22 protein-coding genes are annotated in these 25,838 nt (G+C 69.0%); 8 read left to right on the forward strand and 14 right to left on the reverse strand.

The annotated features are described in order from the left end of the window. Nucleotides 1–2 precede the first annotated feature (2 nt). Nucleotides 3–1,031, forward strand: a complete 1,029-nt coding sequence (locus ACGFH6_RS37905) for an alpha/beta hydrolase-fold protein (protein WP_393394330.1) — start codon at nt 3–5, stop codon at nt 1,029–1,031. Nucleotides 1,032–1,071: 40 nt separating this feature from the next. Next, on the forward strand, nt 1,072–2,049 hold the full coding sequence (locus ACGFH6_RS37910) for a GNAT family N-acetyltransferase (RefSeq protein ID WP_393394332.1): 978 nt from the start codon (nt 1,072–1,074) through the stop codon (nt 2,047–2,049). On the opposite strand, the gene ACGFH6_RS37915 is transcribed toward ACGFH6_RS37910, so the two are convergent. After that, nucleotides 2,050–3,537, reverse strand: a complete 1,488-nt coding sequence (locus ACGFH6_RS37915) for an MFS transporter (protein WP_393394335.1) — start codon at nt 3,535–3,537, stop codon at nt 2,050–2,052. Between the two features lie 135 nt (nt 3,538–3,672). On the opposite strand from ACGFH6_RS37915, the gene ACGFH6_RS37920 reads away from it, so the two are divergent. Beyond that, a complete protein-coding gene (locus ACGFH6_RS37920) occupies nt 3,673–4,269 on the forward strand; it encodes a TetR/AcrR family transcriptional regulator (RefSeq protein ID WP_393394337.1) in 597 nt (198 codons plus the stop codon). On the opposite strand, the gene ACGFH6_RS37925 is transcribed toward ACGFH6_RS37920, so the two are convergent. Together ACGFH6_RS37925 and ACGFH6_RS37930 are read right to left on the reverse strand one after the other, a co-directional pair. Beyond that, nucleotides 4,232–4,783: a dTDP-4-dehydrorhamnose 3,5-epimerase family protein gene (locus ACGFH6_RS37925; protein WP_393394340.1), complete on the reverse strand. Its 552-nt coding sequence runs from the start codon at nt 4,781–4,783 to the stop codon at nt 4,232–4,234. The two genes, ACGFH6_RS37920 and ACGFH6_RS37925, sit on opposite strands and share 38 nt — an antisense overlap. Beyond that, complete coding sequence (locus tag ACGFH6_RS37930; RefSeq protein WP_393394342.1) at nt 4,780–5,994, reverse strand: DUF2786 domain-containing protein; 1,215 nt, start codon at nt 5,992–5,994, stop codon at nt 4,780–4,782. The genes ACGFH6_RS37925 and ACGFH6_RS37930 overlap by 4 nt, the downstream gene beginning before the upstream one ends. Before the next feature lie 177 nt (nt 5,995–6,171). On the opposite strand from ACGFH6_RS37930, the gene ACGFH6_RS37935 reads away from it, so the two are divergent. Next, nucleotides 6,172–7,563: an FAD-binding oxidoreductase gene (locus ACGFH6_RS37935; protein WP_393394345.1), complete on the forward strand. Its 1,392-nt coding sequence runs from the start codon at nt 6,172–6,174 to the stop codon at nt 7,561–7,563. Nucleotides 7,564–7,613: 50 nt separating this feature from the next. Here ACGFH6_RS37935 and ACGFH6_RS37940 read toward each other — a convergent pair whose 3' ends face one another. From ACGFH6_RS37940 to ACGFH6_RS37955, 4 genes are read right to left on the reverse strand one after another with little or no spacing between them, the layout of a single operon-like run. Next, on the reverse strand, nt 7,614–8,363 hold the full coding sequence (locus ACGFH6_RS37940; RefSeq protein ID WP_393394348.1) for an SDR family NAD(P)-dependent oxidoreductase: 750 nt from the start codon (nt 8,361–8,363) through the stop codon (nt 7,614–7,616). Continuing rightward, nucleotides 8,353–9,594 (reverse strand): AMP-binding protein, encoded by a 1,242-nt coding sequence (locus tag ACGFH6_RS37945; protein WP_393394351.1) that lies wholly within the window; start codon nt 9,592–9,594, stop codon nt 8,353–8,355. Before ACGFH6_RS37945 ends, ACGFH6_RS37940 begins: the two co-directional genes overlap by 11 nt. Beyond that, nucleotides 9,591–9,842, reverse strand: coding sequence for a phosphopantetheine-binding protein (locus tag ACGFH6_RS37950; protein ID WP_393394354.1), 252 nt, complete (start codon nt 9,840–9,842; stop codon nt 9,591–9,593). The genes ACGFH6_RS37945 and ACGFH6_RS37950 overlap by 4 nt, the downstream gene beginning before the upstream one ends. A gap of 11 nt (nt 9,843–9,853) precedes the next feature. Further along, entirely contained in the window at nt 9,854–10,045 is a 192-nt protein-coding gene (locus ACGFH6_RS37955) for a hypothetical protein (RefSeq protein WP_393394357.1), read from the reverse strand. Nucleotides 10,046–10,153: 108 nt separating this feature from the next. Here ACGFH6_RS37955 and ACGFH6_RS37960 point away from each other — a divergent pair, with 108 nt between their 5' ends. Further along, nucleotides 10,154–12,595 carry a hypothetical protein gene (locus ACGFH6_RS37960; protein ID WP_393394359.1) on the forward strand — a complete coding sequence of 814 codons (2,442 nt, stop codon included), beginning with the start codon at nt 10,154–10,156 and terminating at the stop codon, nt 12,593–12,595. 3 nt (nt 12,596–12,598) lie between these two features. On the opposite strand, the gene ACGFH6_RS37965 is transcribed toward ACGFH6_RS37960, so the two are convergent. After that, nucleotides 12,599–14,179, reverse strand: a complete 1,581-nt coding sequence (locus tag ACGFH6_RS37965) for a glycoside hydrolase family 10 protein (protein WP_393394362.1) — start codon at nt 14,177–14,179, stop codon at nt 12,599–12,601. A gap of 83 nt (nt 14,180–14,262) precedes the next feature. On the opposite strand from ACGFH6_RS37965, the gene ACGFH6_RS37970 reads away from it, so the two are divergent. Beyond that, nucleotides 14,263–14,784: a GNAT family N-acetyltransferase gene (locus tag ACGFH6_RS37970; RefSeq protein WP_393394365.1), complete on the forward strand. Its 522-nt coding sequence runs from the start codon at nt 14,263–14,265 to the stop codon at nt 14,782–14,784. Next, on the forward strand, nt 14,781–15,830 hold the full coding sequence (pseI, locus tag ACGFH6_RS37975) for a pseudaminic acid synthase (protein WP_393394368.1): 1,050 nt from the start codon (nt 14,781–14,783) through the stop codon (nt 15,828–15,830). The genes ACGFH6_RS37970 and pseI overlap by 4 nt, the downstream gene beginning before the upstream one ends. Before the next feature lie 4 nt (nt 15,831–15,834). Here pseI and ACGFH6_RS37980 read toward each other — a convergent pair whose 3' ends face one another. From ACGFH6_RS37980 to ACGFH6_RS37995, 4 genes are read right to left on the reverse strand one after another with little or no spacing between them, the layout of a single operon-like run. Beyond that, entirely contained in the window at nt 15,835–18,078 is a 2,244-nt protein-coding gene (locus ACGFH6_RS37980) for a glycosyltransferase family 2 protein (protein ID WP_393394371.1), read from the reverse strand. 2 nt (nt 18,079–18,080) lie between these two features. Then, a complete protein-coding gene (locus ACGFH6_RS37985; protein WP_393394373.1) occupies nt 18,081–19,748 on the reverse strand; it encodes a hypothetical protein in 1,668 nt (555 codons plus the stop codon). Further along, nucleotides 19,741–20,562, reverse strand: a complete 822-nt coding sequence (locus tag ACGFH6_RS37990; protein ID WP_393394376.1) for a hypothetical protein — start codon at nt 20,560–20,562, stop codon at nt 19,741–19,743. Before ACGFH6_RS37990 ends, ACGFH6_RS37985 begins: the two co-directional genes overlap by 8 nt. Beyond that, complete coding sequence (locus tag ACGFH6_RS37995) at nt 20,562–22,844, reverse strand: glycosyltransferase (RefSeq protein WP_393394378.1); 2,283 nt, start codon at nt 22,842–22,844, stop codon at nt 20,562–20,564. The genes ACGFH6_RS37990 and ACGFH6_RS37995 overlap by 1 nt, the downstream gene beginning before the upstream one ends. A 288-nt stretch (nt 22,845–23,132) precedes the next feature. Between ACGFH6_RS37995 and ACGFH6_RS38000 the strand changes: the two genes are divergently transcribed. After that, nucleotides 23,133–23,870 (forward strand): class I SAM-dependent methyltransferase, encoded by a 738-nt coding sequence (locus ACGFH6_RS38000; protein WP_393394381.1) that lies wholly within the window; start codon nt 23,133–23,135, stop codon nt 23,868–23,870. Nucleotides 23,871–23,927: 57 nt separating this feature from the next. On the opposite strand, the gene ACGFH6_RS38005 is transcribed toward ACGFH6_RS38000, so the two are convergent. Further along, complete coding sequence (locus ACGFH6_RS38005) at nt 23,928–24,680, reverse strand: N-acetyltransferase (RefSeq protein WP_393394384.1); 753 nt, start codon at nt 24,678–24,680, stop codon at nt 23,928–23,930. 12 nt (nt 24,681–24,692) lie between these two features. Next, nucleotides 24,693–25,688: a glycosyltransferase family 2 protein gene (locus ACGFH6_RS38010; RefSeq protein ID WP_393394387.1), complete on the reverse strand. Its 996-nt coding sequence runs from the start codon at nt 25,686–25,688 to the stop codon at nt 24,693–24,695. Nucleotides 25,689–25,838 lie beyond the last annotated feature (150 nt).

A 25,838-nucleotide genomic window follows, 5' to 3' on the forward strand; every position in this document is an offset into this window, starting at 1 on the left:
CCATGTTGCCGTGGTCCGCGGATCTCGCCGGCCGGTTCGAGCAGACGACGTACGACAGCGCCTTGCTGCGCGGGAACCCGCTGGGTGATCCGCACGAGCGGCCGGTGCTCGTCTACCTGCCGCCGGGGTACGACGACTCCGACCGGCGCTACCCGGCGATCTACGTGACGATGGGGTACACCGGGCACATCGGGATGTGGTTCAACCGGACGCCGTTCCGGCAGCCGTTCCCGGAGTTGCTCGACGCGCTCTTCGCGCCGGGCGACGTACCGCCGGCGATCGTCGTGTTCGTGGACAGTTGGACGCGGTACGGCGGCAGCCAGTGCCTCGACTCCCCCGGCACCGGGCAGTACCACTCGTACCTGTGCGAGGAGATCGTGCCCTGGGTCGACGCGAAGTACCGGACCATCGCCGACCGCGACCACCGCGCGATCACCGGCAAGTCGAGCGGCGGCTACACCGCGATGGTGACGCCGATGCTGCGGCCGGACGTGTTCGGGGCCCTGGCGACGCACGCCGGCGACGCGGCGTTCGGCGTTTGCTACACGCCGGAGTTCCCGGCCCGGGCCCGGACGCTGCGCGACAAGTACGACGGCAGCTACGAGAAGTTCTTCGAGTCGTTCGCGAGCAAGGCGGGCCGGACCTCGAACGAGGACCTGCACATGCTCGAGATGTACGGCTACTCCTCGGCGTACTCGGCTGAACCCGACGGCACCGTGCTGCTGCCGTACGACGACCTGGGCAGGCTCATCCCGGAGGTCTGGGAGCGCTGGTTGTCCCACGACCCGGTCGAGATGGCTCGCCAGCCGCAGTATGCCGACGCGCTGCGCTCACTGCGAGCGGTGTGGATCGATGCGGGTGAGCAGGACGAGTTCTACCTCGACTTCGGTGCCACCGCCTTCCACCGGGAGGTGCAGCAGGCAGGCGTACCCGAGGAGCGTGTGCACTTCGAGCTGTTCGAAGGGACCCACGGCGGCATCGAGTACCGCTACCCGCTCGCGGTGCGGTGGCTCTGCGAGCAACTGCAGTAATTCGCGTGCTCCGGCCGGAGCCACACCGTACCTTCGGGCCATGGGGACTATGACGTGGCCGGAGGGGATCGACGCGCGCCCGATCGACAAGGGCGACGCGGAAGCGTGGGCCGAGCTGCTCGCCGCGCGGGAGAAGGCCGATCAGGACGGCGAGAACTACGACGCCGACGACCTGATCGAGGAGCTGGAGGACGCGCAGCTGGACACCTCCCGCGACACCGTCGGCCTGTGGGCCGGCGGGCGGATGGTCGGGTACGGCAAGGTGTACGCCCCGAGCTCGGTGGTGGACGTCGCCCGGATCCGGGCGGAGGGCACCGTCCATCCGCAATGGCGCCGGCAGGGACTCGGTACGGCGCTGCTGCGGTGGCTGATCCAGCGCGCGGGCGAGGTTCACACCGAGAAGCACCCGGGCACGACCGGCGAGATCAACACCGCGACGATCAGCACGAACGTCGGCGCAGACCGGCTGCTGCGGACCTCCGGCTTCGAGGAGTGCCGCTACTTCTTCGACATGAAACGCCCGCTGGACGCCGCGGTGCCCGAGGCCACGCTCGCCGATGGACTGCGGCTCGCGCAGTTCGACCCGGCGATGGACGAGGGCTTGCGGGTGACCCACAACGAGGCCTTCCGTGACCACTGGGGTTCGACCCCGCGGGACCCCGAGAGCTGGAAGAACTGGGTCACCGGCTCCCGCGCCTTCCGCCGAGGACAGTCGTACGTCGTCCTGGACGGTGACACGATCGCGGCGTACGTGCTCGGCTACGAGTGGGTCGCCGACACCGAGGCCACCGGGATCAGGGAGCTGTACATCGGCCAGGTCGGGACTCTTCGGGCCTACCGTGGCCGCGGGCTGGCCCGGGCCGCGCTGGCGAAGGTGCTGACCGAGGCCGTACAGGCCGGCTTCCAGCGGGCGGGTCTCGGCGTCGATGCCGACAACCCCACTGGAGCGCTCGGCCTGTACGAAGGCCTCGGCTTCGCGATTCACAGCAAGTGGATCACGTACCGTTTGCCGCTCTGATCAGACGTGTGAGTCCACGACGACCGGCTCCGCAGTCGCCTCGATCGGCTCCGGCCGGCGCCGGAACCACGTCCAGGGGCGGACACTGATCACGATCATCGTCAGGCTCAGGACGGCGTACACCAGGGATCCGATGAAGGCCGCGTGCACGCCGTCGGTCAGCACCTCGCGCGGGATGGTCGAGGTGGAGTTGCGGCTCGCCGTACCGAAGATCGTGACCAGGATGCCCAGGCCGAGCGCGCCGCCGACCTGCTGGACCACGTTCAGCATGCCGGACGCGGCGCCCGAGTCCTCCGGTGCGACGCCCGAGATGGCCCGGCTGACCAGCGGGATGAAGATCATCCCGGCGCCCATGCCGAACAGCAGCATCGGACCGACCACGTCGGCGAGATAGGTGCTGTTCGCGTCCAGCTGCGTCAGCCACACCGTGCCCAGCGCGACCAGTGTGGACCCCGTCAGCATCAGCTTGCCGCCGTCGATCCGGGCGACCAGTCGCGGCACCACCCGGGACGCCGTGAACAGCAGACCGGTCAGCGGCAGGAAGGCCAGACCGGCTGCCAGCGGGCTGAGCGCGAGCACACCCTGCAGGTACTGCGTCAGGAAGAAGAACATCCCGAACATCGTCCCGACCACCAGCAGCATGGTCACGTACGACGCCGACCGGTTGGCGGACCGGAACAGGCGCAGCGGAACGATCGGGTGGCTGACCCGGCGCTCGACCAGGACGAACGTGACCAGCAGCCCCACGCCGACCGCGAACGCACCCAGGACCTCGGCCGACGTCCAGCCGACGTCGGCGACCCGGATGAAGCCGAACACCAGCGAGGTGATGCCGAGCGTCGAGGTGAGCGCACCGGCCACATCGAACCGGCCGGTCTCCGGCGCGGTCTCGGTCAGCACCCGCCGGGCCGCGATGACCAGACCGATGCCGATCGGCACATTGATGAACAGACCCCAGCGCCAGGACGCCCAGTCGGTCAGCATCCCGCCGAGGACCAGACCGACGCTGCCGCCGCCGGAGGACACCAGGCTGTAGTACCCGAGCGCCTTCAGCCGCTCGGGACCTTCGCGATAGGTGAGCATGAGCAGGGTCAGCGCGGCCGGTGCGGCGATGGCACCGCCGATGCCCTGCAGGACGCGGGCGGCGAGCAGTAGTTCCGCGCTCGGCGCGAGACCGCCGAGCAGTGAGGCGAGCGTGAAGACACTGATACCGGTGACGAACACCCGGCGCCGACCGAGCAGGTCCCCGGCCCGGGCACCGAGCAGGAGCAGACCGCCGAACGCGAGCGCGTAGGCGTTCTGCACCCAGGACAGGCTGGACGGACTGAAGTCGAGCGCGTGCTGGATCTTGGGCATCGCGATGTTCACCACGGTGCCGTCCAGGATCACCATCAACTGCGTGATCAGGATGACCGCGAGAACGACCCCTGGCCGCCGCGCGGGCGTGCCTGGGGTGGCGCCGGACGGCGCCGCGGCTGTTGCCGACATATTGCTCCTTACCCCGGAGGGGCTACAGTTGAGACAGAAAGCGGAGCGCTCCTCCGGATACAATACGGAGGCCCCCTCCGCTTTGCAAGCGATATTCTGCGGGAACTTCGACGCTGCCGACTGTGAGGAGGTCCGATGGGCAGGCCACCACTGCCGTCCATGCGGCCCACCCGCGCGGACGCGGCCCGGAACTACGACCTGCTCGTCACGGCCGCCCGCGAGGCGTTCACCGAGAACGGCGCCGACACCTCACTGGAGGAGATCGCCCGCCGGGCCGGCGTCGGCATCGGCACGCTCTACCGCCGGTTCCCGAACCGGACCGCCCTGCTCGAGGCGGTCTACGTGGACGAGATCCAGTCGGTCTGCGACCGGGCGTACGGCTTCGCCGAGGAACTCGAGCCGTTCGAGGCGCTGGCCGCCTGGCTGCGCAGCTTCGTCGGCTACGCCATCTCCAAGAAGTCCCTGGCCGGCGAGCTCACAGTTGCCTTAGGCAAGGATTCGGAGTTCTTCCAGACCTGCAAGGTCAACGTCAGGGACGCCGGTCAGCTGCTGCTGGACAGGGCGAAGGCCTCCGGCGAGGTGCGGCCCGAGCTCGACCTGACGGACATCATGCGTCTGGTCGGCGGGATCAACATGAGCCGCGACATGGAGCCCGAGCAGGCTCACCGGCTGCTCGACATCGTGCTGTGCGGCCTCAGGCCGACTGACACCCGGCCTCAGCCAGCGTCCTGACCGCAGCCAGCGTCGGATTGCCCGCGTCGCGCTCGGTCCAGCTCAGCTGCTCGCGCGGGAACGGCCAGTCGATCGCGAGCTCGGGGTCGAACAGGTCGACCGTGATCCGCTCCGGCGACCAGTACTCGTTCACCAGGAAGTTGTAGACCGTGTGCGGCGTCAGCGTGCAGAACGAGTTCCCGCATCCGCGCGGAACGTAGAGCGCCTGTCCCGCACCCAACTCGAACGTCTCGACAGCACCGAAGGTCTCGCCGGAGCGCAGATCCACCAGCGCGACGAACACCCGGCCGGCCGACGGCGACAGGTACTTGTCCCAGGGCTCGGCGTGAATCCCGCGGATGATCCCTGCCTCGGCGAAGTACGACACGTTGTGCTGCACCGCATCCAGCGCAGGCACTCCCGCCTGCTCCAGCTTGGCGCGGTGGAAGTTCTCCTTGAGCCAGCCGTCGTCGTTCGGCTGCACGTCCAGCTCGATCCGCAGCACACCGGGGATCGTGGTTTCGTGCGCCCTCACCGCCGTACCTGCCGGCGGGCCTCGAGCTGGGCCTGGTCGGCCGCGGTCAGACCCGCCTCCCAGCCGGCGCCGTTGGTGATCCGGGTCCGCCGAGTGGTCGTGTTCGGGAACAGCTTGCTGAACAGCGCGTCCACCTGGGCCTCTCGCTTCGTCAGCACAGGCAGCAGGCGCCCCGCGTCGGCTTCTGGTACGGCGGCCTGGGTCGCCGCCGCGGCCGCCTGCAACCGTTCTCTGATCCGCTGCGCGTAGGCCATCAGGAACGACTGCCGGAACGACCGCGTTCGCGATTCGCCGCGCCGGCCGAAGTGTTTGCCTGCAGCAAGCATCGCCCGATTCGCCTGCACCAGCAGGGAAGTGCTGAGGATCTCGGTCAGCTGCAGATCCAGGTCGGCACCGACGATGGTGACCACGGCCAGCTCGTCGATCACCACCGTGCGGCAGCGGTTCGCCGACGCGACGGCACCGACCAGCTGCGCCTTGGCCGACACGTACGGCGTGTCGACCCACAGCCGCCGGCCGGCCGAGTCGTCCGGGATTTCCACCGCCGGATCCGCCTCCACCAAGGCACTGTCGAGCGAGAACTTCGCCATCAGCTCCTGCGCCTTGCCGGACAACGCCTCCGCCTCGTCCGGGAACTCCGTCGCCTCCGCCTTCGCGAGCAGACCCCGGATCCGCGCCAGCACCTTGCCGTTCACCGGCACGACGTGATGTTCGCCGCGGCGGACCGGCGTACCGGGCAGGGGGTAGAGGCGGGCGAGGATCGGGAGGGTCTGGAGGAAGCCTGCGAGGGAGAGGGCGTGGTGGAGCGTGAGGTAGCGGCCGACGCGGGCCTCGGCGGCCCAGGCGGTCAGGTCGAGGCCGGTGAACGGTGGCGAGACACCGAGGTCCGTGAGCTGGTCGAGCCAGCCAGGATCGATCGTGGCGGGCTTGTAGGCCTGGTGTTCGGCGGAGATCGCGGCCAGGAGCAGCGGCTCGACCCCCACATCCAGCTGCCGTCGGGCATGCTGGACGACATCGGCCGGCGACCAGCCGCGCTCCCACGTCGTCCGGAGCAGACCGGTCAGAAACGACTGCAGGCAACGATCGACCTGGGCCTGGTCGCGTTCGTCGTACGCACCGAGGCGGGCCAGCTCGGCGTCGGCACGATCGTCGCGCAGGGCAACGACGGCGGCAGCGATCGGCAACAATCGCAGGATCTCGTCGTCACTCACGCGGTCGAGTCTGACACCCGGCGAAGTTCCCGCCCAAACGGGACCGCGATCCCTTGTGGAAAACTCGGCGTTTCTGAAGCCTGGCTGAAGACAGCGAGCGAAGATCTGCCCAAAAGGACGCTGTCGCAGGGGGATCAGGCACCTAGCCTGGCAGCACCACATCGGGGAGGAAACGCAATGACTCAGCTTGCGGAAGCTGGATTCGACGAACTGCGCGCGGCACTGGAGGGGACCGTGCTGGCGCCAGACGAGGACGGGTACGACGACGCGCGGCGGCTCTGGAACGCGCAGCACGACCGGCGTCCCGCCGTGATCGCCCAGGTACGGACCGCCGAGGACGTCCAGGCCGCGGTCCGGTTCGCCGTCGCCAACGACCTGGAGATCGCCGTCCGGGGCGGTTCACACAGCATGTCTGGTGCGTCGTCGGTCGACGATGGCCTGATGATCGACCTGAGCCGGATGAACCAGGTCACGGTCGATCCGGAGGCACGCCGCGTCCGCGTCGGAGGCGGTGCGCTGCTCGGCGACCTCGACGCGGCCACGCAGGCCCACGGCCTGGCCGTGCCGGCCGGCATGATCAGCCACACCGGTGTCGGTGGGCTGACACTCGGTGGCGGCATGGGCTGGCTGACCCGCAAGTACGGCCTCAGCATCGACAACCTGGAGTCCGTGCGGATCGTCACCGCGGACGGCAGCATCCTGCGGGCGGCCGAGGACGAGAACCCGGACCTGTTCTGGGCGATCCGCGGCGGCGGCGGCAACTTCGGCGTGGTCACCGAGTTCGAGTTCCGGCTGCACGAGGCCGGGCCGATGGTGCAACTGGGCATGATCTTCTTCGGCCTGGACCAGGGTGCCGAGGCGCTGCGGATGGCGCGCGACGTCATCCCGAGCCTGCCGCGCGACCTCAACGTGGTGATCGCCTGCCTGAACGCGCCGCCCGCGCCGTTCGTCCCGCCGGAGCACCACTTCAAGCCCGGTTATGCGCTGGTCGTGGTCGGCTTCGGCTCCCCGCAGGAGCACGCCGAGGCACTCGAGCGGATCCGTACCGCGCTGCCGCCGTTGTTCGAGTTCGCGTCACCGATGCCGTACGTCGCGTTGCAGCAGATGCTGGACGAGGCGAACGACTGGGGCCGCTACAACTACGAGAAGGGCACCTACCTCGACGCACTGACCGACGGTGCGATCGACGTGATCACCGAACAAGTGCCCCGGAAGACCTCGCCGATGTCGGTCGTGCTCTTCTACCACCTCGACGGCGCCTACCTCGAGGCCGATGACGACGCCACCGCGTTCGGCGGCGGACGGACCGAGCGGTACGCGGTCTTCTCGATCGCGATCTGCCCCGAGCCGTCGATGGTCGACGCGGAGCGGGCCTGGGTCCGTGGCCTGTGGGACGCGCTGCAGCCCCATGCGAGCGGCATCGGCGGCTACGTGAACGGGATGACCGACCCGGACGAGGACCGGCTGCGGGCGTCGTACGGCGACAAGTACGACCGGCTCGCGCGGATCAAGGCGAAGTACGACCCGGACAACGTGTTCCACCGCAACCAGAACATCAAGCCGGCCTGACCGAACGGACCGGGTACGCCGACGACGCTCGGCGTACCCGGGACTTCGTCCTAGATGGAGGCGGCGCCGTCGACGACCAGGACCTGGCCGTTGATGTTGGTCTGGTCGAGCAGGAGCATGCGGACGACGGGGACGACCTCGTCGGGCTCGGTGAGGTGACCGGTGGGGGTGCGGCGGACGATCTGGTCGAGCTGGGTCTGGCCGAGAACCGCGGACATCTCCGAGGCGAAGAAGCCGGGCGCGACCGCGTTCGCCAGCACGCGTCCGCCGAGTTCGCGGGCGAGCGACCGGGTGGCGGCGTCCATGCCGCCCTTGGTGGCGGAGTACGCGACCAGGCCCGGGTAGCCGCGCTGCGCGCAGATCGACGTGACGTTGACGATCCGGCCCTTGAGGCCCTTCGCGAGCATCCGGCGGAGGACGAACCGGGTGAGGACCAGCGGCGACGTCAGGTTCGTCCTGATGATCTCGGCGAGTTGGTCGGCCGAGGTGTGGACATGCAGCGAGTCCTGGCCGATGGCGGCGTTGTTGACCAGGCCGTCGATCGGTCCGAGCGCCGTCTCCACCGCTCGCACGAACGCCTGTCCGGCCGCGGCGTCGTTGATGTCGACGGACCCGTAGTACAGGTGGTCCGGGTACTTCTCGCCGAGTGCCGTCAGCTCCGGCGTCACGGTCCGGGCGAAGGCGGCGACCTTCAGCCCGGCGGCGAGCAGATCGGTGACGATCGCCAGCCCGAGGCCGCGGGATCCGCCCGAGACCAGGACGACGGACGCGGGCGGGACCCCGCTGGATTCAGACTTCACTCTTGAGTGTCTCCTTCTGCGGGATCTCGTCGAGGAAGGTGATCCGCCGCGGTACGCCGTAGTCCGGCAGACGGCTCGAACACCACTGCACGAGGTCGTTGTGGGTGAGCGGACCCAGCGTCGGGTTCCGCACCACTTCGGCGGCGACCATCCGTCCGACGAGCGGCGCCTTTCGCGCGAACACCCGCGCCCAGGAGACGCCCGGATGGCCCATCAGCACGTTGCGGACGATGCCGGCCGACACCTTCGAACCGCCGACGTTGATCTCGTCGGTGTCGAGCCGGCCGGTGATCAGCACCCGGTCGCCGACGAACTCGACCCGGTCGCCGGTGTGCACCGCACCGACCAGACCCGCACCATGGTGCGGCGACCGGATGACGAGCTCGTCGCCGTCGGTCGAGAGGATCGGGCGATCCGGATCGGGTGTGCGGTCCAGCCACTCGCGCGGGAAGCCGGCCTTGCCGTCGTGCACCACGATCGACGCACCGACCTCGGAGGACGCGTAGATCCAGGAGATCCGGGCCTTCGGGAAGATCTCCCGCAGCTGGTCGAGAATCGCCTGGTCGACCGGCTCACCCCCGAGCGTGATCTGCTCCAGCGGTACGGCGGCCAACGCATCGGCGTCCCGGTAGATGGCCTGGCGCCAGAACGTCGGCGTACCGGACGCCGCGGTGACCCCGTGGGTCGCTGCGATCGACGGCCAGTCCTCCAGCTCGTCCGGCTCGATGGCGACCACGCCCTGGTCGGCGTGGGTCAGCGAGAGCGTGACGACCTGCCACCAGGCGTACGTGCCCGGCGAGTACGGCAGGAGCCAGGTGCGCGGCGGCTGGTCGCCGGTGACTGTGGTCAGGGACTCCAGGGTGTGGCCGATACGTTTCGGACGGCCGGTCGAGCCGGAGGTGAGCAGCCAGGCGCGGCCTGACTCCTCGACGCGCTTGAGCTTCGCCGGGGTCACTTCCCCATTGGGCAGAACGATCGCGAACCCGGACTCGCCCAGCTCCTCGCGCATCCGGCTGTCGACGCGTGACGAGGTGGCGACCAGGAGCTCGGTGCCGTGGACCGCATGGTGACGCAACGCGGCGAGGGCATCGGCGCCGTTGTCGACCAGGACGGCGGCCGGTGAAGGCAGTTGCGGAAGTTTGTGCAGGGTCCGCCAGGTCAGGCTCTTACCGGCGACGACCACTGTGTTGTCGTCACCGATGAGAGCGGTGGTCCGGCGCGAAGCGGTCACGCCGACTGAAGTTGCTCGATGAAGTCCAGCACATCGCCGACAGTGGCGATCCGGCGCAGCCCGGGCGCATCGAAGTTCAGCTCGTCACCCAGCTCGTCCTCCACCCGGAGGGCCAGCTCGGAGAAGTCCAGCGACCGGAACCCGATCTCTCGCAGATCGGCGGTGTCGTCGCCCGGCAAGTTCTTTCCCTGCGCCGTCATCACCTCGCCCATCAACTCCCTGACCCTGCCACGCGCTATCGAACTCATGAGGCCAAAGCCTAGCTTGTGCGCTCGCCGGCTCGCGGTGGCTCCGGCGGTGGGGTGACTGCGCGACGCCGGACCAGGGATTTCAGTCGTTTGACCCGGCTCGAGATTTCCCAGCCGATCAAGGCGATCAGCGGTGACGCGGCCGCGACGGCGGCGAGCAGGATCTCCTCGACCGGCAGACCGGCGATGTGGAGGGCGATCATCGGACCTCCCGTTCGACCTGGGAGGTTACCGAGTGTAATGGGGAACGTCGAGACGGTAAACGGCTCGCCTCCTGCGAGTGCGACTCCGGCGACTCATACACTTCACCGGTGACCACACCAGGCCGGGGGATGCGCGTGGCCGCGATGGTGAGCCTGCTGGTCCTTCCACTGGCCTGGTTCGTCGCCTTGCAGGAGCATCCGCCCTGGATGCCGGCCGCGTATCTCGGCTACCTGCTGATCATCATCGCCATACCGGGCACGATGTTCTGGCGGCGGCTCACCGGCGGCACCGGCTGGTTCTTCGCCGACGCGGTACTGGGGACGGCGTTCGGACTGGCCGTCGAGACGCTGCTGTACCCGATCGGGATGCTGTTCAAGATGCCGTTCGCGGCGCTGCTGATGCCTGCCCTCGCGGTCGGGGTGTACCGCGCTCTGCCACGCCGCAAGCTGCCCGAGCGGCCGACGCCGTGGTGGGCGACGGCCGGTGTGATGGTCGCGGTCGGCGTCGCGGCAGCGTGGTTCGTGCGAGTCGGCTCGCAACTCATTCCGCTGAACGGCGCGAGTGCCCTGCGGCCGGACTCCGACGCACCGCACAACCTCGCGCTGGCCGGTGAGCTGACGCACCACTTCCCGCCGAAGGTCCCCTACGCGGACGGGAAGTGGCTGACCGGCCACTGGGCGGCGTACGACCAGATCGCCTCGTCGCACTGGCTCACGAACATCCCTCTCGACGTTCTGACGCACCGGATCGCACCGTTCGCCTGGATCCTGTTGACCGTGCTGGGTGCGGCGGCCGTCGGCATGCTGTTCACCGGCCGCGCTGTCGCGGCGCCGATCGCGGCTGGGCTGACTGTCGTCGCCGGCGACCTCACCGCCTGGCCGTGGGCCGCGTCTGACCGTGTCCTCACCGAGAGCCCGTTCTCGCTCGGTCAGCTGACCAATCCGCCGCAGGCGTTCTCCACAGTGCTGTTGCTGCCACTCATCGCGGTCACCACCCTGCTTCTGCGCCGCAAACCCGGCCAGACGCGCGGGCAGTTGTTCCGGCTGTTCGTCACGGCCGGTGTGCTCATCGCGGCCCTTGCACTCACGAAGGCGACGACTCTGCCGATCTACGCCGCCGGACTGGCTGCGGCGTGGATCTACCTGACCGTCCGGGCCGGGCGTCTCAATCTGCGCGCGCTGGTGCTCGGCGTGAGCGTCGCGGCGGCCTACGTACTGACCTTCTTCGTCGTCCTGGGCGGCGCAGTGTCCAGCGTCCTCTTCAAGCCGGGCAAGACGTTCGACCAGCTGGCCGACCGGATGGGTGGCGGGTCCGCGGTCGCGGTGATCGGCGCCGTCGTCGTCCTCGGCTGGGTCATGCCTGCTGTCGGCGCGCTGCTGATCAAGCGACGCGTGCAGCGCGATCCGATGCCGGTGTTCCTCGTCGCCGGCTTCCTTGCCGCGATCGTGGCTGCCGCGGTGCTGTACGACGACGGCCTGACCCAGCTCTTCTTCGTCCGCACCGGCTTCATCTACGGCGTTCTGCTGGCCACCTGGGGTCTCGCGTCGCTGGAGCGCCGCGAGTTCTCCATCGCGGCCGTTGCCCTCCTCATCGGGGTCGCCGCGATCTACTGGGGTCGCTACCGCTCGGACGACGCGTGTACGTCGGCCAACTGTTTCGGGCAGGGCCTGGTCGTCGCACTGGTCATCGCAGCGATCGGCGTCGGCGTCTTCGGGCTCGTCCTGCGCGGCTCACGTCGTACCTGGGCTCTCATCGCCGTCGCAGTGCTGCTCGGGACGACCGTGTCGCCGACAGTGGTGTCGTTGCGGAAGTTCGCCACACCGCCACTGACGGAGTACGAGTCGATCGCACCGGGCGGGATCGACGCGGCACGGTTCATCCGGCGGAACTCGGGGTCCGACGACCTGATCGCCACCAACCTGCACTGCCACCGCGCCCGCGCCTCGCACTGCCTCACCGGCTCGTACTGGATCTCGGGGTACGCCGAACGCCGGGTGCTCGTGCAGGGCTGGGCCTACCAGACCAGGGCGGACGACACCTACCCGGACGGCGTGCAGAGCAAGTACTGGGACGAGGAGACGCTCCGGCTCAACGACGAGGTGTTCGCGAACCCCACGCGCGAGAACCTGGAGACGCTGCGGACCAAGTACGGCGTGCAGTGGCTGCTGCTGGACGAGCGCGTCAGCGCACCGCCGAAGAACCTGGACCGCCTGACCGAGCTCCGCTTCCAGTACGGCTCGGTCCGCGTCTACCAGCTCTACCCACCGCCGCCGGACAACCCGTTCCCGTCCCAGAGCCCGTCACCCACGGGCACCCCGTCGCCGACGCCGGGCTTCCCGACCGGCACCCCAAGCTTCCCGACAGGCTCGCCTACGCAAACGCCAAGCTTCCCGACGGGGCCGTCGAGCTTCCCGACCGGGACCTCGAGCTTCCCGACCGGGACCGCGACCTTCCAGACCGGGAATGCGACCTTCCCGGCCGGCAGCCCGAGCTTTCCGGTGGGGACTCCAAGCTTCCCCACCGGTGCTCTGCCGACGCAGACTCCCTGACCGTCAGCGCAGGGACACAGCCGGGATCGGGACGCTCTGGTTGGCGAGGCGGTCCAGGGCGGTGACCGAGTACAGGTAGGTCTTGCCGGGCGTCGCCGTGGTGTCCAGGTAGGACTGCGCAGCGCCGCTCGACCGGACCGTCGCGATCAGGTTGCGAGCGTCGTTGTCCGGGCAGTGGTCGCCGCCCAGCAGCTCACGCCGATAGATCGCGTACGACGTGGTGTCACCCGACGTACGCCGCCACTTGACCTGCACGCCACTGCCGGTCCGAGTGGCCTGAACAGCGTGGACCGGGAGCGGTGCACGCGAGTCGAGGGCCGGCATGGCCGGAATGAGCGCCGGGCGGGTGTACCAGGTGTTGTTGAGCAGTGTGGTCGCCCCGAGCCGGTCAGCACGGACGTCCTTCGCGGAGAAGTAGATGTTGCCCTTCACCTCGGGGATCGCGCTGTCGAACGCCAGGTGGTCACTCAGCTCGAGCGGATCCGCCCAGTCCGGCGACTGGGTCGACGTGCCGACCTTGTACGTCGCTTCGCCGATGTACAGGTGCACATGGGTGCCGCGGACCTGATCGGCCCACCACGGGACGATCTTGTTGTAGTCGGCCGGCGCGAACCCACCGGCCCAGTAGACCTGCGGGACGATGTAGTCGATCCACTCCTCGCGGACCCACTTCCGGGTGTCCGCGGCCAGGTCGTCGTACGTCTGCACGCCGGCCGTGGTGTCGGTGCCCTCCGGATCCGTCGCCTTGTTCCGCCAGACGGCGAACGGAGAGATGCCGAACTTCACCCACGGCTTGATCGCCTTGATCTTCTGGCCCAGCTCCTGGATCAGCAGGTCGATGTTGTTCCGCCGCCAGTCCGCCAGGTTCGAGAAGCCGGCGCCGTACTGCGCGAACGTCGCGGCGTCGTCGAAGACCTGGCCCGCCACCGGGTACGGGTAGAAGTAGTCGTCGAAGTGGACGCCGTCGATGTCGTAGCGCGACACCGCGTCCATGATCGCGTCCTCGACCAGCTTGCGGGCGGCCGGGATGCCGGGGTTGTAGTACAGCTTGCCGCCGTACGAGACGACCCAGTCCGGGTGCTGCCGTGCCGGGTGCTCAGGCACCAGCGCGTTGATGTCGGTGCCCATCGACAGCCGGTACGGGTTGAACCACGCGTGCAGCTCGAGGTTCCGCTTGTGCGCCTCGGCCACCGCGAAGGCCAGCGGGTCGTAGCCGGGGTCGCCGCCCTGCCGGCCGGTCAGGTACTGCGACCAGGGCTCGACCGTGGACGGCCAGAAGGCGTCGGCGGTCGGACGGACCTGCAGTACGACGGCGTTGTGGTGCTGGCGGACCGCGTCGTCGAACCAGCCGATCAGCTCCGCCTGCTGCTGCGCCGGGGTCAGACCGGTCTTCGACGGCCAGTCGATGTTGACCACCGACGACACCCAGGTCGCGCGGAACTGCCGGAGCGGCGTGGCCGGGTTCGCCGCGCAGTTGCTCCCGTCCGCGGACGCCGCAGGCACAGCTGACGCCGTACCGGACAACCCGCTCAGCAGCAGCCCTGCCGTGGCACCGAGGACACCCATGACTCGCCAGACTCTCATGTCACTCTCCGACTATCGCTCCGGACGAAGTGGAAAGATGTTTACACATCAAGGCCTTTCAGAGAAGACGCTAGGTTAGGTGCATGCTGCGTGCCGCGACCGAAGACGACCTCGACACCATCCGCCGGCTCCGCAACCAGCAGGCCAACCGTGAGGTCAGCATCACCTCGCACGAGATCTCCGCGGACGAACACGCTGCGTGGTGGGCGAAGACGTCGGCCGACCCGAGCCGCCGGGTGCTGATCTACACGCGCGACGGGGTGACCGCGGGCGTGGTGAACTTCTTCGACCTCGACGGACCTGCCGGGGCCTGGGGCTTCTTCCTCGACGCGGACGGCCTGGCCGAGCGCGGCGAGACGCTGCCGGCGTGGATCGAGGTGATGCGCGAGGCGACGGCGTACGCGTTCGACGACCTAGGCCTCGATGTGATTACCGGCGAGGTGCTGGAGCACAATACGGTGGTGCGCCAGATGAACCGGCGGTTCCGGTTCACCGAGGGGACGCCGGAGCAGCGGTACGCCGACGGCCGCGAGCTCACCGTGATTCCGATCAGCCTGCGCAGGCAGGACCGAAGAAACGACCGCAGTCAGGGGAACAGACAGTGACCACGATCGAGATCGGCGGCGTGCCGGTCGGGCCGGACCATCAGCCGTTCGTCATCGCGGAGATGTCGGGCAACCACAACGGCGACCTGGAGCGGGCGAAGGACATCGTCCGGGCGATCGCGGAGTCGGGCGCGCAGGCGCTGAAGCTGCAGACCTACACCGCGGACACGATGACGCTCGATGTCGACCTGCCGGCCTTCCGGCTGCCGGCCGAGCACGAGTTGTGGAGCGAGGCGCGGCTGTACGACCTGTACCACGAGGCGCACACGCCGTGGGAGTGGCACGGGCCGCTGTTCGAACTGGCCGCGTCGCTCGGGCTGGTCGCGTTCTCCTCGGCGTTCGACCGGACCGCGATCGACTTCCTCGAGGGGCTGAAGGTCCCGGCGTACAAGGTCGCCTCGAACGAGATCGGCGACCTCCCGCTGGTCCGTGGCATGGCGGAGACCGGCAAGCCGATCATCATCTCCACCGGCTCCGCGACGCTGACCGACATCGACGCGGCTGTCCGCGCTGCCCGCTCCACCGGCAACGAGCAGATCATCGTGCTGTCCTGTACGGCGAGCTACCCGGCCCCACCGGAGCAGTCCAACCTGCGCGCGATCCCCGTCCTCCGCGACGCCCTCGGCGTACAGGTCGGCCTCTCGGACCACACCATGGGGATCGGCGCGGCCATCGCTGCGGTCGCCCTCGGTGCCACCGTGATCGAGAAGCACGTCACACTCAAGCGCATCGACGGCGGTGTCGACTCCGCGTTCTCCCTCGAGCCGGGCGAGCTGGAGCTCCTGGTCGAGGGCACTCGCGTCGCTCAGCTCGCGCTCGGCGAGCCGGTCATCGGCCCGAAGCAGGCCGAGCAGAACGTCCTCCGCTTCCGCCGCTCGCTGCACGTCACCCAGGACGTCAAGGCCGGCGATGTGGTCGGCCCGGAGAATGTCCGCTCGATCCGCCCCGCCGGCGGCCTCGCCCCTGACGCCTTCACCCAGGTCGAGGGCCGGCCCTTCCGCACCGACGCCAAGGCCGGCACTCCCCTGACCTGGGACCTGCTCTGACCGGCTAGCGCACCTCGACGTGCAGCGTGCCCGCATGTGGTCGTACGGCGAGCACGCTCGCGCCGCGGGAGATCGTCAGCGGGAGCCGGCTGGACAGGAAGGGCTCGCACTGCACGGCGTGGGAGGAACCGTCCGGCTTGGTCGCGAACAGGATCCAGTCCTGCGCTGACTGGTTCGGAATCAGCACGTCCAGGTCCACGACCGCCGCCCAGCCGTCGTCCGAGATGGTCTGGCGACAGGCCACCTCGACAGGGTCGTCGGAGTCAGGCAGGTAGCGGCGCCAGGCGAGCTCGACGTCACCCCAGTCGGGGCCGCGCACCATCAACATGTTGCCCGCGGCAACAGCAGCGGTCGCCGTCGTACGGATCGGCGACTCGTGCAGGTTCACGTACCCTCCGGTGGAGCGCGTCAGCATCACCGCGCGGCCGCCCTCGGCTCGCGAGACCAGGCGGTCTCCGGCCGTCCACAACAGCACCTGTTCCTCATCCTCGCGGCCCCGCAGCCGGAACGCCCGCGTCGTCCGCTGGGTGAAGGGGTCGTCCGGATTCGTCTCCTCGATGATCGGCCGGATCGGCAACCGCGCGGTGAAGTCGCGCCCCTCGACCTCCAGCGGGACCTCTTCCTCGCCGCCCGCCACCGGCCGGGTGACGAACAACGACGGCTGGTCGAACGACGACCGTCCGCGCAGCACCAACGCATCCGGTGTCTGCTCGACCGACGTCAACCGGCACGGATCCGCGAGCCGCCGGACAGCGAACGCATCGTCCCTGCCAGGGCCCGGCTGAATCCAGTTCGTCTCGTCGATCCACGCCCCCGGCGGCCATCCCGGGCTGCCCGGCCCTTGCCCGCGTAAGGTGTCCCGCCGCCGAACACGACCCGACCTCATCCGTACGTCGAAGTGCGCCGGACCAGCCGTGCACTTGGCGAGCAGCTCACGACCCAGCAGTACCTCGAACCCGACCAACGCCGTGTGGCCCTGCAGGTCTGTGGTGGGAAACCGCCGTACCCGCAGGGAATACGGCCTCCCGGCGATGACGAGCGCGATCCGAAGGCTCGAGGATCGTTCGGTCGCCAGATGCCGGATCTCGGCCGTCCCCTTGACCGACAACCTGCCGTCGACCCAAGCCACCTCGCGCACTGTCGTCGCCAACGTCAGATCCCCGTCCGACGCCTGATACAGCTCTTGTGGTACGGCGGCCTCACCCGCACCCGGGTAGTCGAGCCGCCAGCTCCGCGAGCGACGTACCGCACGCACGTCACCGACCGGTCCGCCGTCGCTGCGGTACTGCGCAAGCCGACGGAGCAGCTCGACATCGCCTGCGCGGAGCGCCGCGTGTTGCAACCGGTCGAAGCGTGGTGCCTCGTCGAGCGCTGAGCGGTCGAGCCGATCGAGCAGTTCATGGGTGAGCCCGAGAAGCTGCTGCTCCTCGTCCGCGGGCACAGTGCCGAAGGCCGACAGCACCGCGAGCAGGTCGATCTGGGTGAAGTGCGCGTGCACCCGCCGCCGGATCGACGGCAGCGCGCGATCGGCCAGGTCCATCACCAGCCCCGCGGAGACGACCCGGTCACGGATGTTGCCGAGCTGGAACTTCTGCTGGGTGATCGAGTCACCCGACTCCCGCTCACGCCAGAAGTACACCGGAGCCGCGAGAGTGTCGACGGTGACCGCGTCGAGGTGCGCCTTCAGCGTCACCGGATAGTCCTCGTAGCGGATCGCCGGGAAGCGGTAGCCGTACTCGTTCCAGAACGATCGCCGGTAGACCTTGTTCCAGACCATCCGGTCCAGCACGAGCTCGGGCGTCTCCGACACGTGGGTGGCGAGACGGTCGCGGGTGAAGCACTGCCGTTGGAGGTACGACGGCCGGACGCCGTAGCTGTTGCTGAACCGCCGCGCGTTGCCGCCGGCGAAGTCCGAGCCGGTGCGGTCCAGCGTCCGGACCAGCAGTCCGAACCCGTGCCGCGTGACCAGGTCGTCGCTGTCGACGAAGGCGACGTACTCGCCGGTGGCGTGGTCGGCCCCGGTGTTGCGCGCGGGCCCGAGTCCGGCGTTGTCCTGCTGGACCAGCCGGAACCGGGAGTCCCGGGTGCAGAACTCCTTCGCCACCACGGTGCTGTCGTCGAAGGAACCGTCGTCGACCAGGATCGCCTCGAAGTCGGCCCAGGTCTGCCGGGCGATCGAGTCCAGACAGTCGCCGATGTACTCACCGACGTTGTAGAACGGCACCACCACGCTCAGCCGCGGCTTCATGGCTACCGCTTTCGCAGGCGTCGAGCGACCTTGCGCGCCACCACCCGCGGCTTCCGGATCTGCGCGGCGTGGAACACCACCCGGGAGAGCGCGTACGAGCGGGATCCGCGAACGCGATCGTGGTCCGCGGTCACCTTCTGCAGCTCGGTACGGAGTTCGCGGATGCGGTTCTCCCGGGTCTTCATCGCCTTGTTGCGGAACCCGAGCGTGCGCTCGAGGCCGAAGACGTGCCCCCTCAGCTCGAACAGCTCCTGCCGCGCTCGCTCAGCATCCGCCAACGCGGTGCGTACGTCGGCAGCGGCATGCTCACGCGTCTCGAGTACGCCGGCCAACGCCGCAGCCAACTCCTTGCCGCGAGCAACGTGTCCGGCCGACGCCGGTGGGGTGTCGGGTGAGGTCGCCTGCACCGGCTCCGGCAGCTCGACCCCGGACATGCTCATCCAGGTCGACACGAGATCGTCGCCCACCATCCACGGCGGCCACGGGTGACGTCGGTGCTGACCGATCAACCGCTCGTGGAACCGGTACCAGGCAGCCGCCAGCAGGTCGGCGCTGTCCGTCGGCTCCTCGGTCACCCACGGCGAAACCCCAAGAGCAAAGGTCTCCCCGTCGACCACCACGTCGTCCCACCGGAGGAGGACCGGCGAGTCTGCGGCCCACTCTCCGAGACACGCAGCCAGTTTGCGGAAGGCCGGCACGTCTTCGGCCGCAGCCAAGCGGATCAGGACGGACTCCACCGACGTACCGTCCGGGACTGTGGAAGGCACGACCGCGGGGTCGAAGCGGAGTCCATCAACAGGTGAGGCTCCACCGGTGATCGAGGTTTGCCAGCCGGTCGGGGTCTTGTCGGCGGTGAGGACGGATGGGCCGGTCTGCGCGTAGAGGTCGTGCTCGGCGTGCATGCCGCAGATCGCGATCCAGCCGGTGGGAATGGCGGGCAGCAGACCGGCCCGGGCAGCCGAGTCGACGCCGTCGGCGATCGGCGAGAGCACCGGGACATCGGCCGCGTCCAGGGCATCCACGGCCAACCGCGTGGGCAGTTCCCCTGGCCGGGCAGCTGCGGCGACGCCGGCTGCCACGAACGTCCGCGAGCCGAAATCGGCGTAGAGCTGTGCGGTCCAGGGCAAGGCGGACGCGAGCTGATCGACCGACACCGGGCGGGTCGGGTCGTCGTGCAGCGGACGCCATTCGTCGTCACCGTGGCGCTGGTCGGCCGGACGGCTGTCGAGCAGGTTCAGCAGGGAGAACTCGTTCTCGAGAGCGAGCACGACCACCGCGTCCGGAGCAGCGAGTGTCGCCAGAGCCTGGAGCCGCTCGGTCCAGCTGAGGTCGGCGCTGTCGTAGCCCAGCACCCGGTCGAGACCGTCCGCGGCGACGACCACCTGGAACGGCTCAGCCTGCAGACCGTCGAGAGCACCGGCCACGACCTGCAGACGGTCGCCGAACTCCGCGGCCAACCCCTCGGCGTCCGACACGGACCGGACGAGAACCGTCGTAGCGGCAGCACGGTCGAGGACGGCCGAGATCAGCGGGCGCGAGTGCGGGCCGACGATCAGCGTACGGCGGTCGCTCGGAAGCGCGTCGGTCAGCAGGGCGGCCAGGGCCGGACGGTGGTCGGTGCTGTCGGTCCATGGCTGCATCTCTCCGAGGACCACCTGCAGGTCAGACACGCTCTCTCCAATCGAACAGCATCCGCAACTCGGCGGGCGGCATCATCCAGGGCTTGCCCAGCTCCAGGTCGGTCGTCGCCCGAGCAGCTTCCAGGTCGATCGACTTGCCGAGCATCTCCGGCCAGAGCCGCTCGATCCGGCTCTGCCCACCGAACAAGGGGTTCTCGCCTTCCATCTGCATCGGATCGCCGTACACCGCCGGTTCGCAGCCGGCCGCAACGCCGTAGAAGATTGCCGTCGACAACCGGTTGGCGGCGACCCGCTTGTGCCGCCGCAGCTCGTCCAGTTGCTTGAACAGGAAGCGCCGCTCGGTGCCCTCGTAGGAGAACCCGCGCCGCCCGAACGACACCACCCGGAAGCCGGCGTCCTCGTAGTACGCGCGGACTTCCGGACGGTCGTACTCGGTGTAGTAGAGGCTGAAGGTGACCGGGCCGGGCTCGGTCTCGCGGATCTCGTCGATCAGCCGCTGATGATCGCCGTGGATCTTGCCGCCCTCCCAACCGTGGAAGAGGAACCACAGCGTGCCCTCGCGCTCGACCGGCTCGGTCTGCTGCTCCAACTCCTGCAGGTACAGGAACGGCGCGCCGATGCTGTGGTAGTTCCGCCGGCCGAGCGCGTGCCCACGCCGCCGCGGCGCGTCGCTCCAGGTGAACCGCCAGGCGCCGTCGTAGAACTCATGCACCGGGTTCCAGCCACAGCCGATGTTCCAGCCGTGCTGCAGGTATCCACGCAGCCGCGGCGGGTGGTCGAAGTCCAGGCCCGCGTAGCGAGCCAGGATGTGCGTCTGACCGTAGTAGTGATTGTGATGATGCATCAGCGCACCTCCACGTGCAGAGTGCCGGCATGCGGGCGTACGGCGAGAGCGTGCGCACCGCGGGAGATCGTCACCGGCAACCGGCTGCACAGGAAGGGCTCGCACTGCACGGCGTGCGTCGAGCCGTCAGGCTTCGTCGCGAACAGGATCCAGTCGGCCAGCGATGCCAACGGGTCCACCGAGACCTTCACCGCGACCGCCGGGACCAACGCGTCCAGGTCGGCGGCCGCCTCCCAGCCGTCATCGGACAAGGTACGGCGGCACGCGACGTCCAGGTGATCGTCGGAGTCGGCCACATAGCGCCGCCAGCTGAAATCGACGTCACCACCATCACACCCGCGCACCACCAACATGTTGCCGGCAGCAACGGCATGCGTGGCCACCGTCCGGATCGGGGACTCGTGCAGGTTCACGTATCCACCGGTGGACCGCGTCACTGTCACCACCCGGCCGCCCTCGGCGTACGAGACCGCGGACTCGCCGGCGGTCCACAGCAAGACCCTCTGCTCCCGCTCGGGACCATGGAGCCGGAGTACACGCGTAGTCCGCTGGCCGAACGGGTCGTCCGGATTCGTCCGCGCCAGAAGGTCGTCGATCGCCAGCCGGGCGGTGAAATCGCGCCCGTCGACCTCCATCGGAACCTCTTCCTCGCCGCCCACCACCGGCCGGGTGGCGAACAGCGACGGCTCGTCGAACGACGACCGGCCGCGCAACACCAGCGCACCCGGCTCCCGCTCGACCGCCGTCAACCGGCAGGGATCCGTCAGCCGCCGGACGGAGAAGCATCCGTTCTTGCCCGGCCCGGGCTGGATCCATGTCGTCTCGTCGATCCACGCACCGGGCGGCCAGCCAGGACTTCCCGGTCCCTGCCCACGGAGCACGTCCCGCCAGACCCGTCGCCCGGACTTCATCCGTACGTCGAAATGCGTCGGGCTGCCCGTGCACTCGGCGAGCAGCTCGCGGTCCAGCACTACCTCGAACCCGACCCTCGTCGTGTCGCCATGCAGGTCCAGCGCGTCGTACCGGCGTACCTCGAGCCGGTGCGGGACGTCCTCGATGACGAGCGAGATCTGCAGGCTCGAGGAGGGTGTGGTCTCCAGGTGCCGGATCTCCGCGGTGCCTTTGACCGACAGCTTCCCGTCGACCCAGGCCACCTCACGCACACTCGTCGCCAGGGTCAGATCGGTGTCGGGGACCCAGTAGAGCTCCTGCGGTACGGCGGCCTCGCGCAGGCCCGGGTACCTGTAGTCGAGCAGCCATGGCCGCCGCGGGCGCGGCACTGTCCGGGCACCGCCGCGAAGCCCACCGTCGTTGCGGAACTGCGCGAGCCGCCGAAGCAGTTCGACATCACCCGACCGGAGCGCCGCGTGCTGGATCCGGTCGTACCGGTGGGTGGTCGCCAGAACCTCGTTGTCGAGCCGGTCGAGCAACTCCCGCGAGAGCTCGACCAGGTGTTGTTCCTCGTCGGCAGGCACAGTGCCGAACGCGGACATCAGCGTGAGCAGGTCGATCTGGGCGAGGTGCGCGTGCACCCGGCGGCGGATCACCGGCAGGCTGTCCTCGACCAGGTCCATCACCAGACCCGCTGAGAACACCCGGTCGCGGATGTTGCCGAGCTGGAACTTCTGCTGGGTGATCGACTCGCCGGACTCGCGCTCGCGCCAGTAGTAGACCGGAGCGGTGATCGTGTCCACGGTGACCGCGTCCAGGTGCGCCTTCAGGGCGACGGGGTAGTCCTCGTACCGGATCGGCGGGAAGCGGTACCCGTTCTCGGTCCAGAAGGATCGCCGGTAGATCTTGTTCCAGAGCATCCGGTCCAGCACCAGGTCGGGCACCTCGGACACGTGCGTGGCGTACCGCGCGCGGGCGTAGGGCTGCCGGTGGAGCCACGAGGGCCGGACGCCGAAGCTGTTGTTGAACCGCCGGGCGTTGCCGCCGGCAAGGTCCGACCCGGTCCGGTCCAGCGTCCGGATCAGCGCCTCGAAGCCGTGCCGGGAGACCAGGTCATCGCCGTCGACGAACGCCAGATACTCGCCGGAGGCCAAACCGATGCCGGTGTCTCGGGCCGGCCCGGGGCCGACGTTGTCCTGCTGGACGAGGCGGAACCGGGGGTCACGGGAGCAGAACTCCTTCGCGATCACCGCGCTGTCGTCCGGCGACCCGTCGTCGACCAGGATCGCCTCGAAATCGGCCCAGGTCTGCCGGGCGATCGAGTCCAGGCAAGCGCCGATGTACTCACCGACGTTGTAGAACGGCACCACCACGCTCAACCGCGGCGTCACTCCGGCAAAACTCCCCTCGCTGCAGCTGGATGTGCCCCCAAAGCACTGTCTACGTAGCGGCAACGATGTGAACGGTCAGAAGGTTATGCACGGGCTCGAATCCGTAGCGGGCCCAGACCAGCTCGATGCCGGTGTGGTGTGGCGGTGTCGACACGACCGGCCGTCGGTTGGTGCAGGCGTCCTCGATCGCCGCGAACAAGCGACCGGCGTGGTCACCGACGGTGCCGACACGCTCACGTGATGGCTCAAGCGCTGGCGTTGGCCCCCGTCAGCCCCCAAGCTTTGGCTATGGAGGCAGCGGAGATCCGTAAGCTCGCCGCACTCGAGCAGAAGCACTGGTGGTACCGGGAGCGACGCAGAGTGCTCGCCCGGTCGCTCGACGCGCTCGTGAGGACCGGCGAGAAGCCGGGCCGGGCGCTCGACATCGGCGCAGCCGGCGGCGGGAACACCAGGGTGCTGCGTGACCGGGGATGGGACGCCACGGCGCTGGAGTACGGCGAGGAGGGAGCGGGGGTCGCGCGCGGGCGCGGCCTCCCGGTGATCCGCGGCGACGCGATCGCGCTGCCCATGGCCGACGAGGCGGTGGACCTCGTCGTCGCGTACGACGTGCTGGAGCACATCGAGGACGACAAGTCCGCGGTCCGCGAGATCGCCCGGGTCCTTCGGCCCGGTGGCACCGCCTTGGTCGCCGTACCGTGCGACATGGAGCTGTGGAGCGAGCACGACACCGCCGTGGGTCATTTCCGCCGATACGACCGGGACGGTCTGCTGAACCTGCTCTCCTCGGCCGGCCTGCGGATCGAGGAGGTCAGGTCGTGGAACGTTCTGCTCCGGCCGGTGGCGGCCTGGCGGCGGAAGAGGAGCACGGGCAGTGACCTGGAGGACCTGTCCCCGCTCGTCAACCTCGGTCTCACCGCGGTCATCGCCGCTGAACGGTACTTGCCTGTCGGCAAGCTGCCCGGCGTGTCGGTGCTGGTCCGCGCCCGCCGGCAGGACCCAGTCGTGGACGTTGCCCAGACCACGTGATCGAGGCTTTCCGCGGCAGCCAGACCTCGCCACCTGGGGTAACGCTCCTCAACGGCCCTACGGAGCGGCAACGAGGTGGATCGTCACCAGGTTGTGCACCGGCTCGAAGCCATAGCGAGCCCAGATTCGCTGGATGCCCGTCTGGTGTGCCTGCGCGGAGACCACCAGCCGCCTGGTCGTGCAGGCGTCCTCGATCGCCGCGAGCAGATGACCGTACCGGCCCCGGCCCTGCTCCGCCGGTACGACGCCGGCCAACTCGATCTCGGTCCAGGAGCTCTGCTGGTCGATCGCGGCCAGCGCCAGCACCCGCCGGTCGGGACCACGCAGCACCAACGCGCCGGTCCCCGCGATCCGCCGCCGGGCCCAGTCCTGCCGTCCGGCCAGCGCGCGGGAGCGGTCGAATACCGGATTGGCGCAGTAGTGGTTCCCGGAATCGCCGAAGATGTCCGCGACCAGGTCGTCGACCAGCTCGTCGTCGGCTGACTCCTCCATCCGGATGGTGAATCCGGCCAGGGGTGCGGGCCGCCGTCCCTTGCCGACCGCGAGCGACCAGTACACGACGGTGTCGGCCAGCAGGGCCTTGCGCGGACCGCTCGCCAGCGCGGCGAACCAGGTCGTCTCCCGTGCCGGGTAGCGCAACACGATGACGTCGGCCGTCGACTTCTCCACTGCCGCGAGCACCTCGGCGAGCGTCGTACCGGCCGAGGCGGACACCGACATGCGGTCGATCGAGACGCCGAACCGCTTCGCCGCCTCCACGGACGGCCGCACAGCCAACTCACCGGCCTCGAGCGCGTCGTACCAACTCATCAGGGATGGAGCTTAGGGCATGTCCTTGGCGGGTTCCTCGACTGGATCGGTGACGGTGTGGTGGCCGGGGTCTTCGAGGCTGTCGTAGCCGACCAGGAACTGCGGCCGGCGCTGACTCGACTGGAACAGGCGGGCGACGTACTCCCCCAACAGCCCCAGACACAGCAACTGGATGGCACCGATCACGCTCACCGCCAACACCGTCGACGTCCACCCCGGAACACTCCGCCCGGTCAACCTGACGACCAACGCACCGACCACGAACAACATCGACATCGCCCCACCCAGCAACCCCAACCAGGTCGCCAACCGCAGCGGCGCCGCCGAGAACGCCGTCACACCGTCGAACGCCAGCCGAACCATCTTCGACACGCTGTACTTCGTCGCCCCCGCCGCGCGCTCCGCACGCACATACCTCACCTCAGCGCTCGGAAACCCCAGCCACGGAATCACCAGCCGAAACACCCGGCCATCGTCCGGCAACGCGTTCACCGCATCCACCACCCGCCGCGACACCAGCCGGAAATCGCCCGCATCGAACGGGATCTCCTTACCGACCAGCCGGCACATCAACCGGTAGTACATCCGCGCCGTGGTCCGTTTCGCCCACGAATCACTCGACCGGTCCGACCGCACTCCGTACACCACATCGACGTCCTGCTCCCGCACCGCCGCCAGAAACTCCACGATCACCTCCGGCGGATCCTGCAGATCGGCGTCAATCGTGACGACGAACTCCCCCCGCGCCCGCCGGAACCCCGCCGACTGCGCGGCCTGGTGACCGCTGTTGCGCAGCAGCCGTACCACGCGTAGCTGCGGCCAGTCCTTTGCCGCCTCCAGCAACAGCGGCGCAGTCCCGTCCCGGCTGCCGTCATCCACTACGACCAGCTCGTAGGGAACCCCAAGTCCATCCAGCAGCGGATGCATCCGCTCGAAGAACATGGGCAGCACGTCCTCCTCGTCGTACATCGGCACGACGACGGAAAGCACCGGCTGATCGGATCGCATAAGAGACCTCCGGTTCGGGAGATTACTCGAAGACCGCTACCCTGCTGCGGGTGCCGACCTTGACCGGCCTGGGGCCAGGTTTCACATTAGGCCGAGGGTACGGCGCGCAGGGTGCTCAACACATCGGCGACCAGCCGGTACGCGCCGCGG

The organism is Kribbella sp. NPDC049227, from assembly GCF_043197265.1.
In the GTDB taxonomy this organism is placed as follows: domain Bacteria; phylum Actinomycetota; class Actinomycetes; order Propionibacteriales; family Kribbellaceae; genus Kribbella.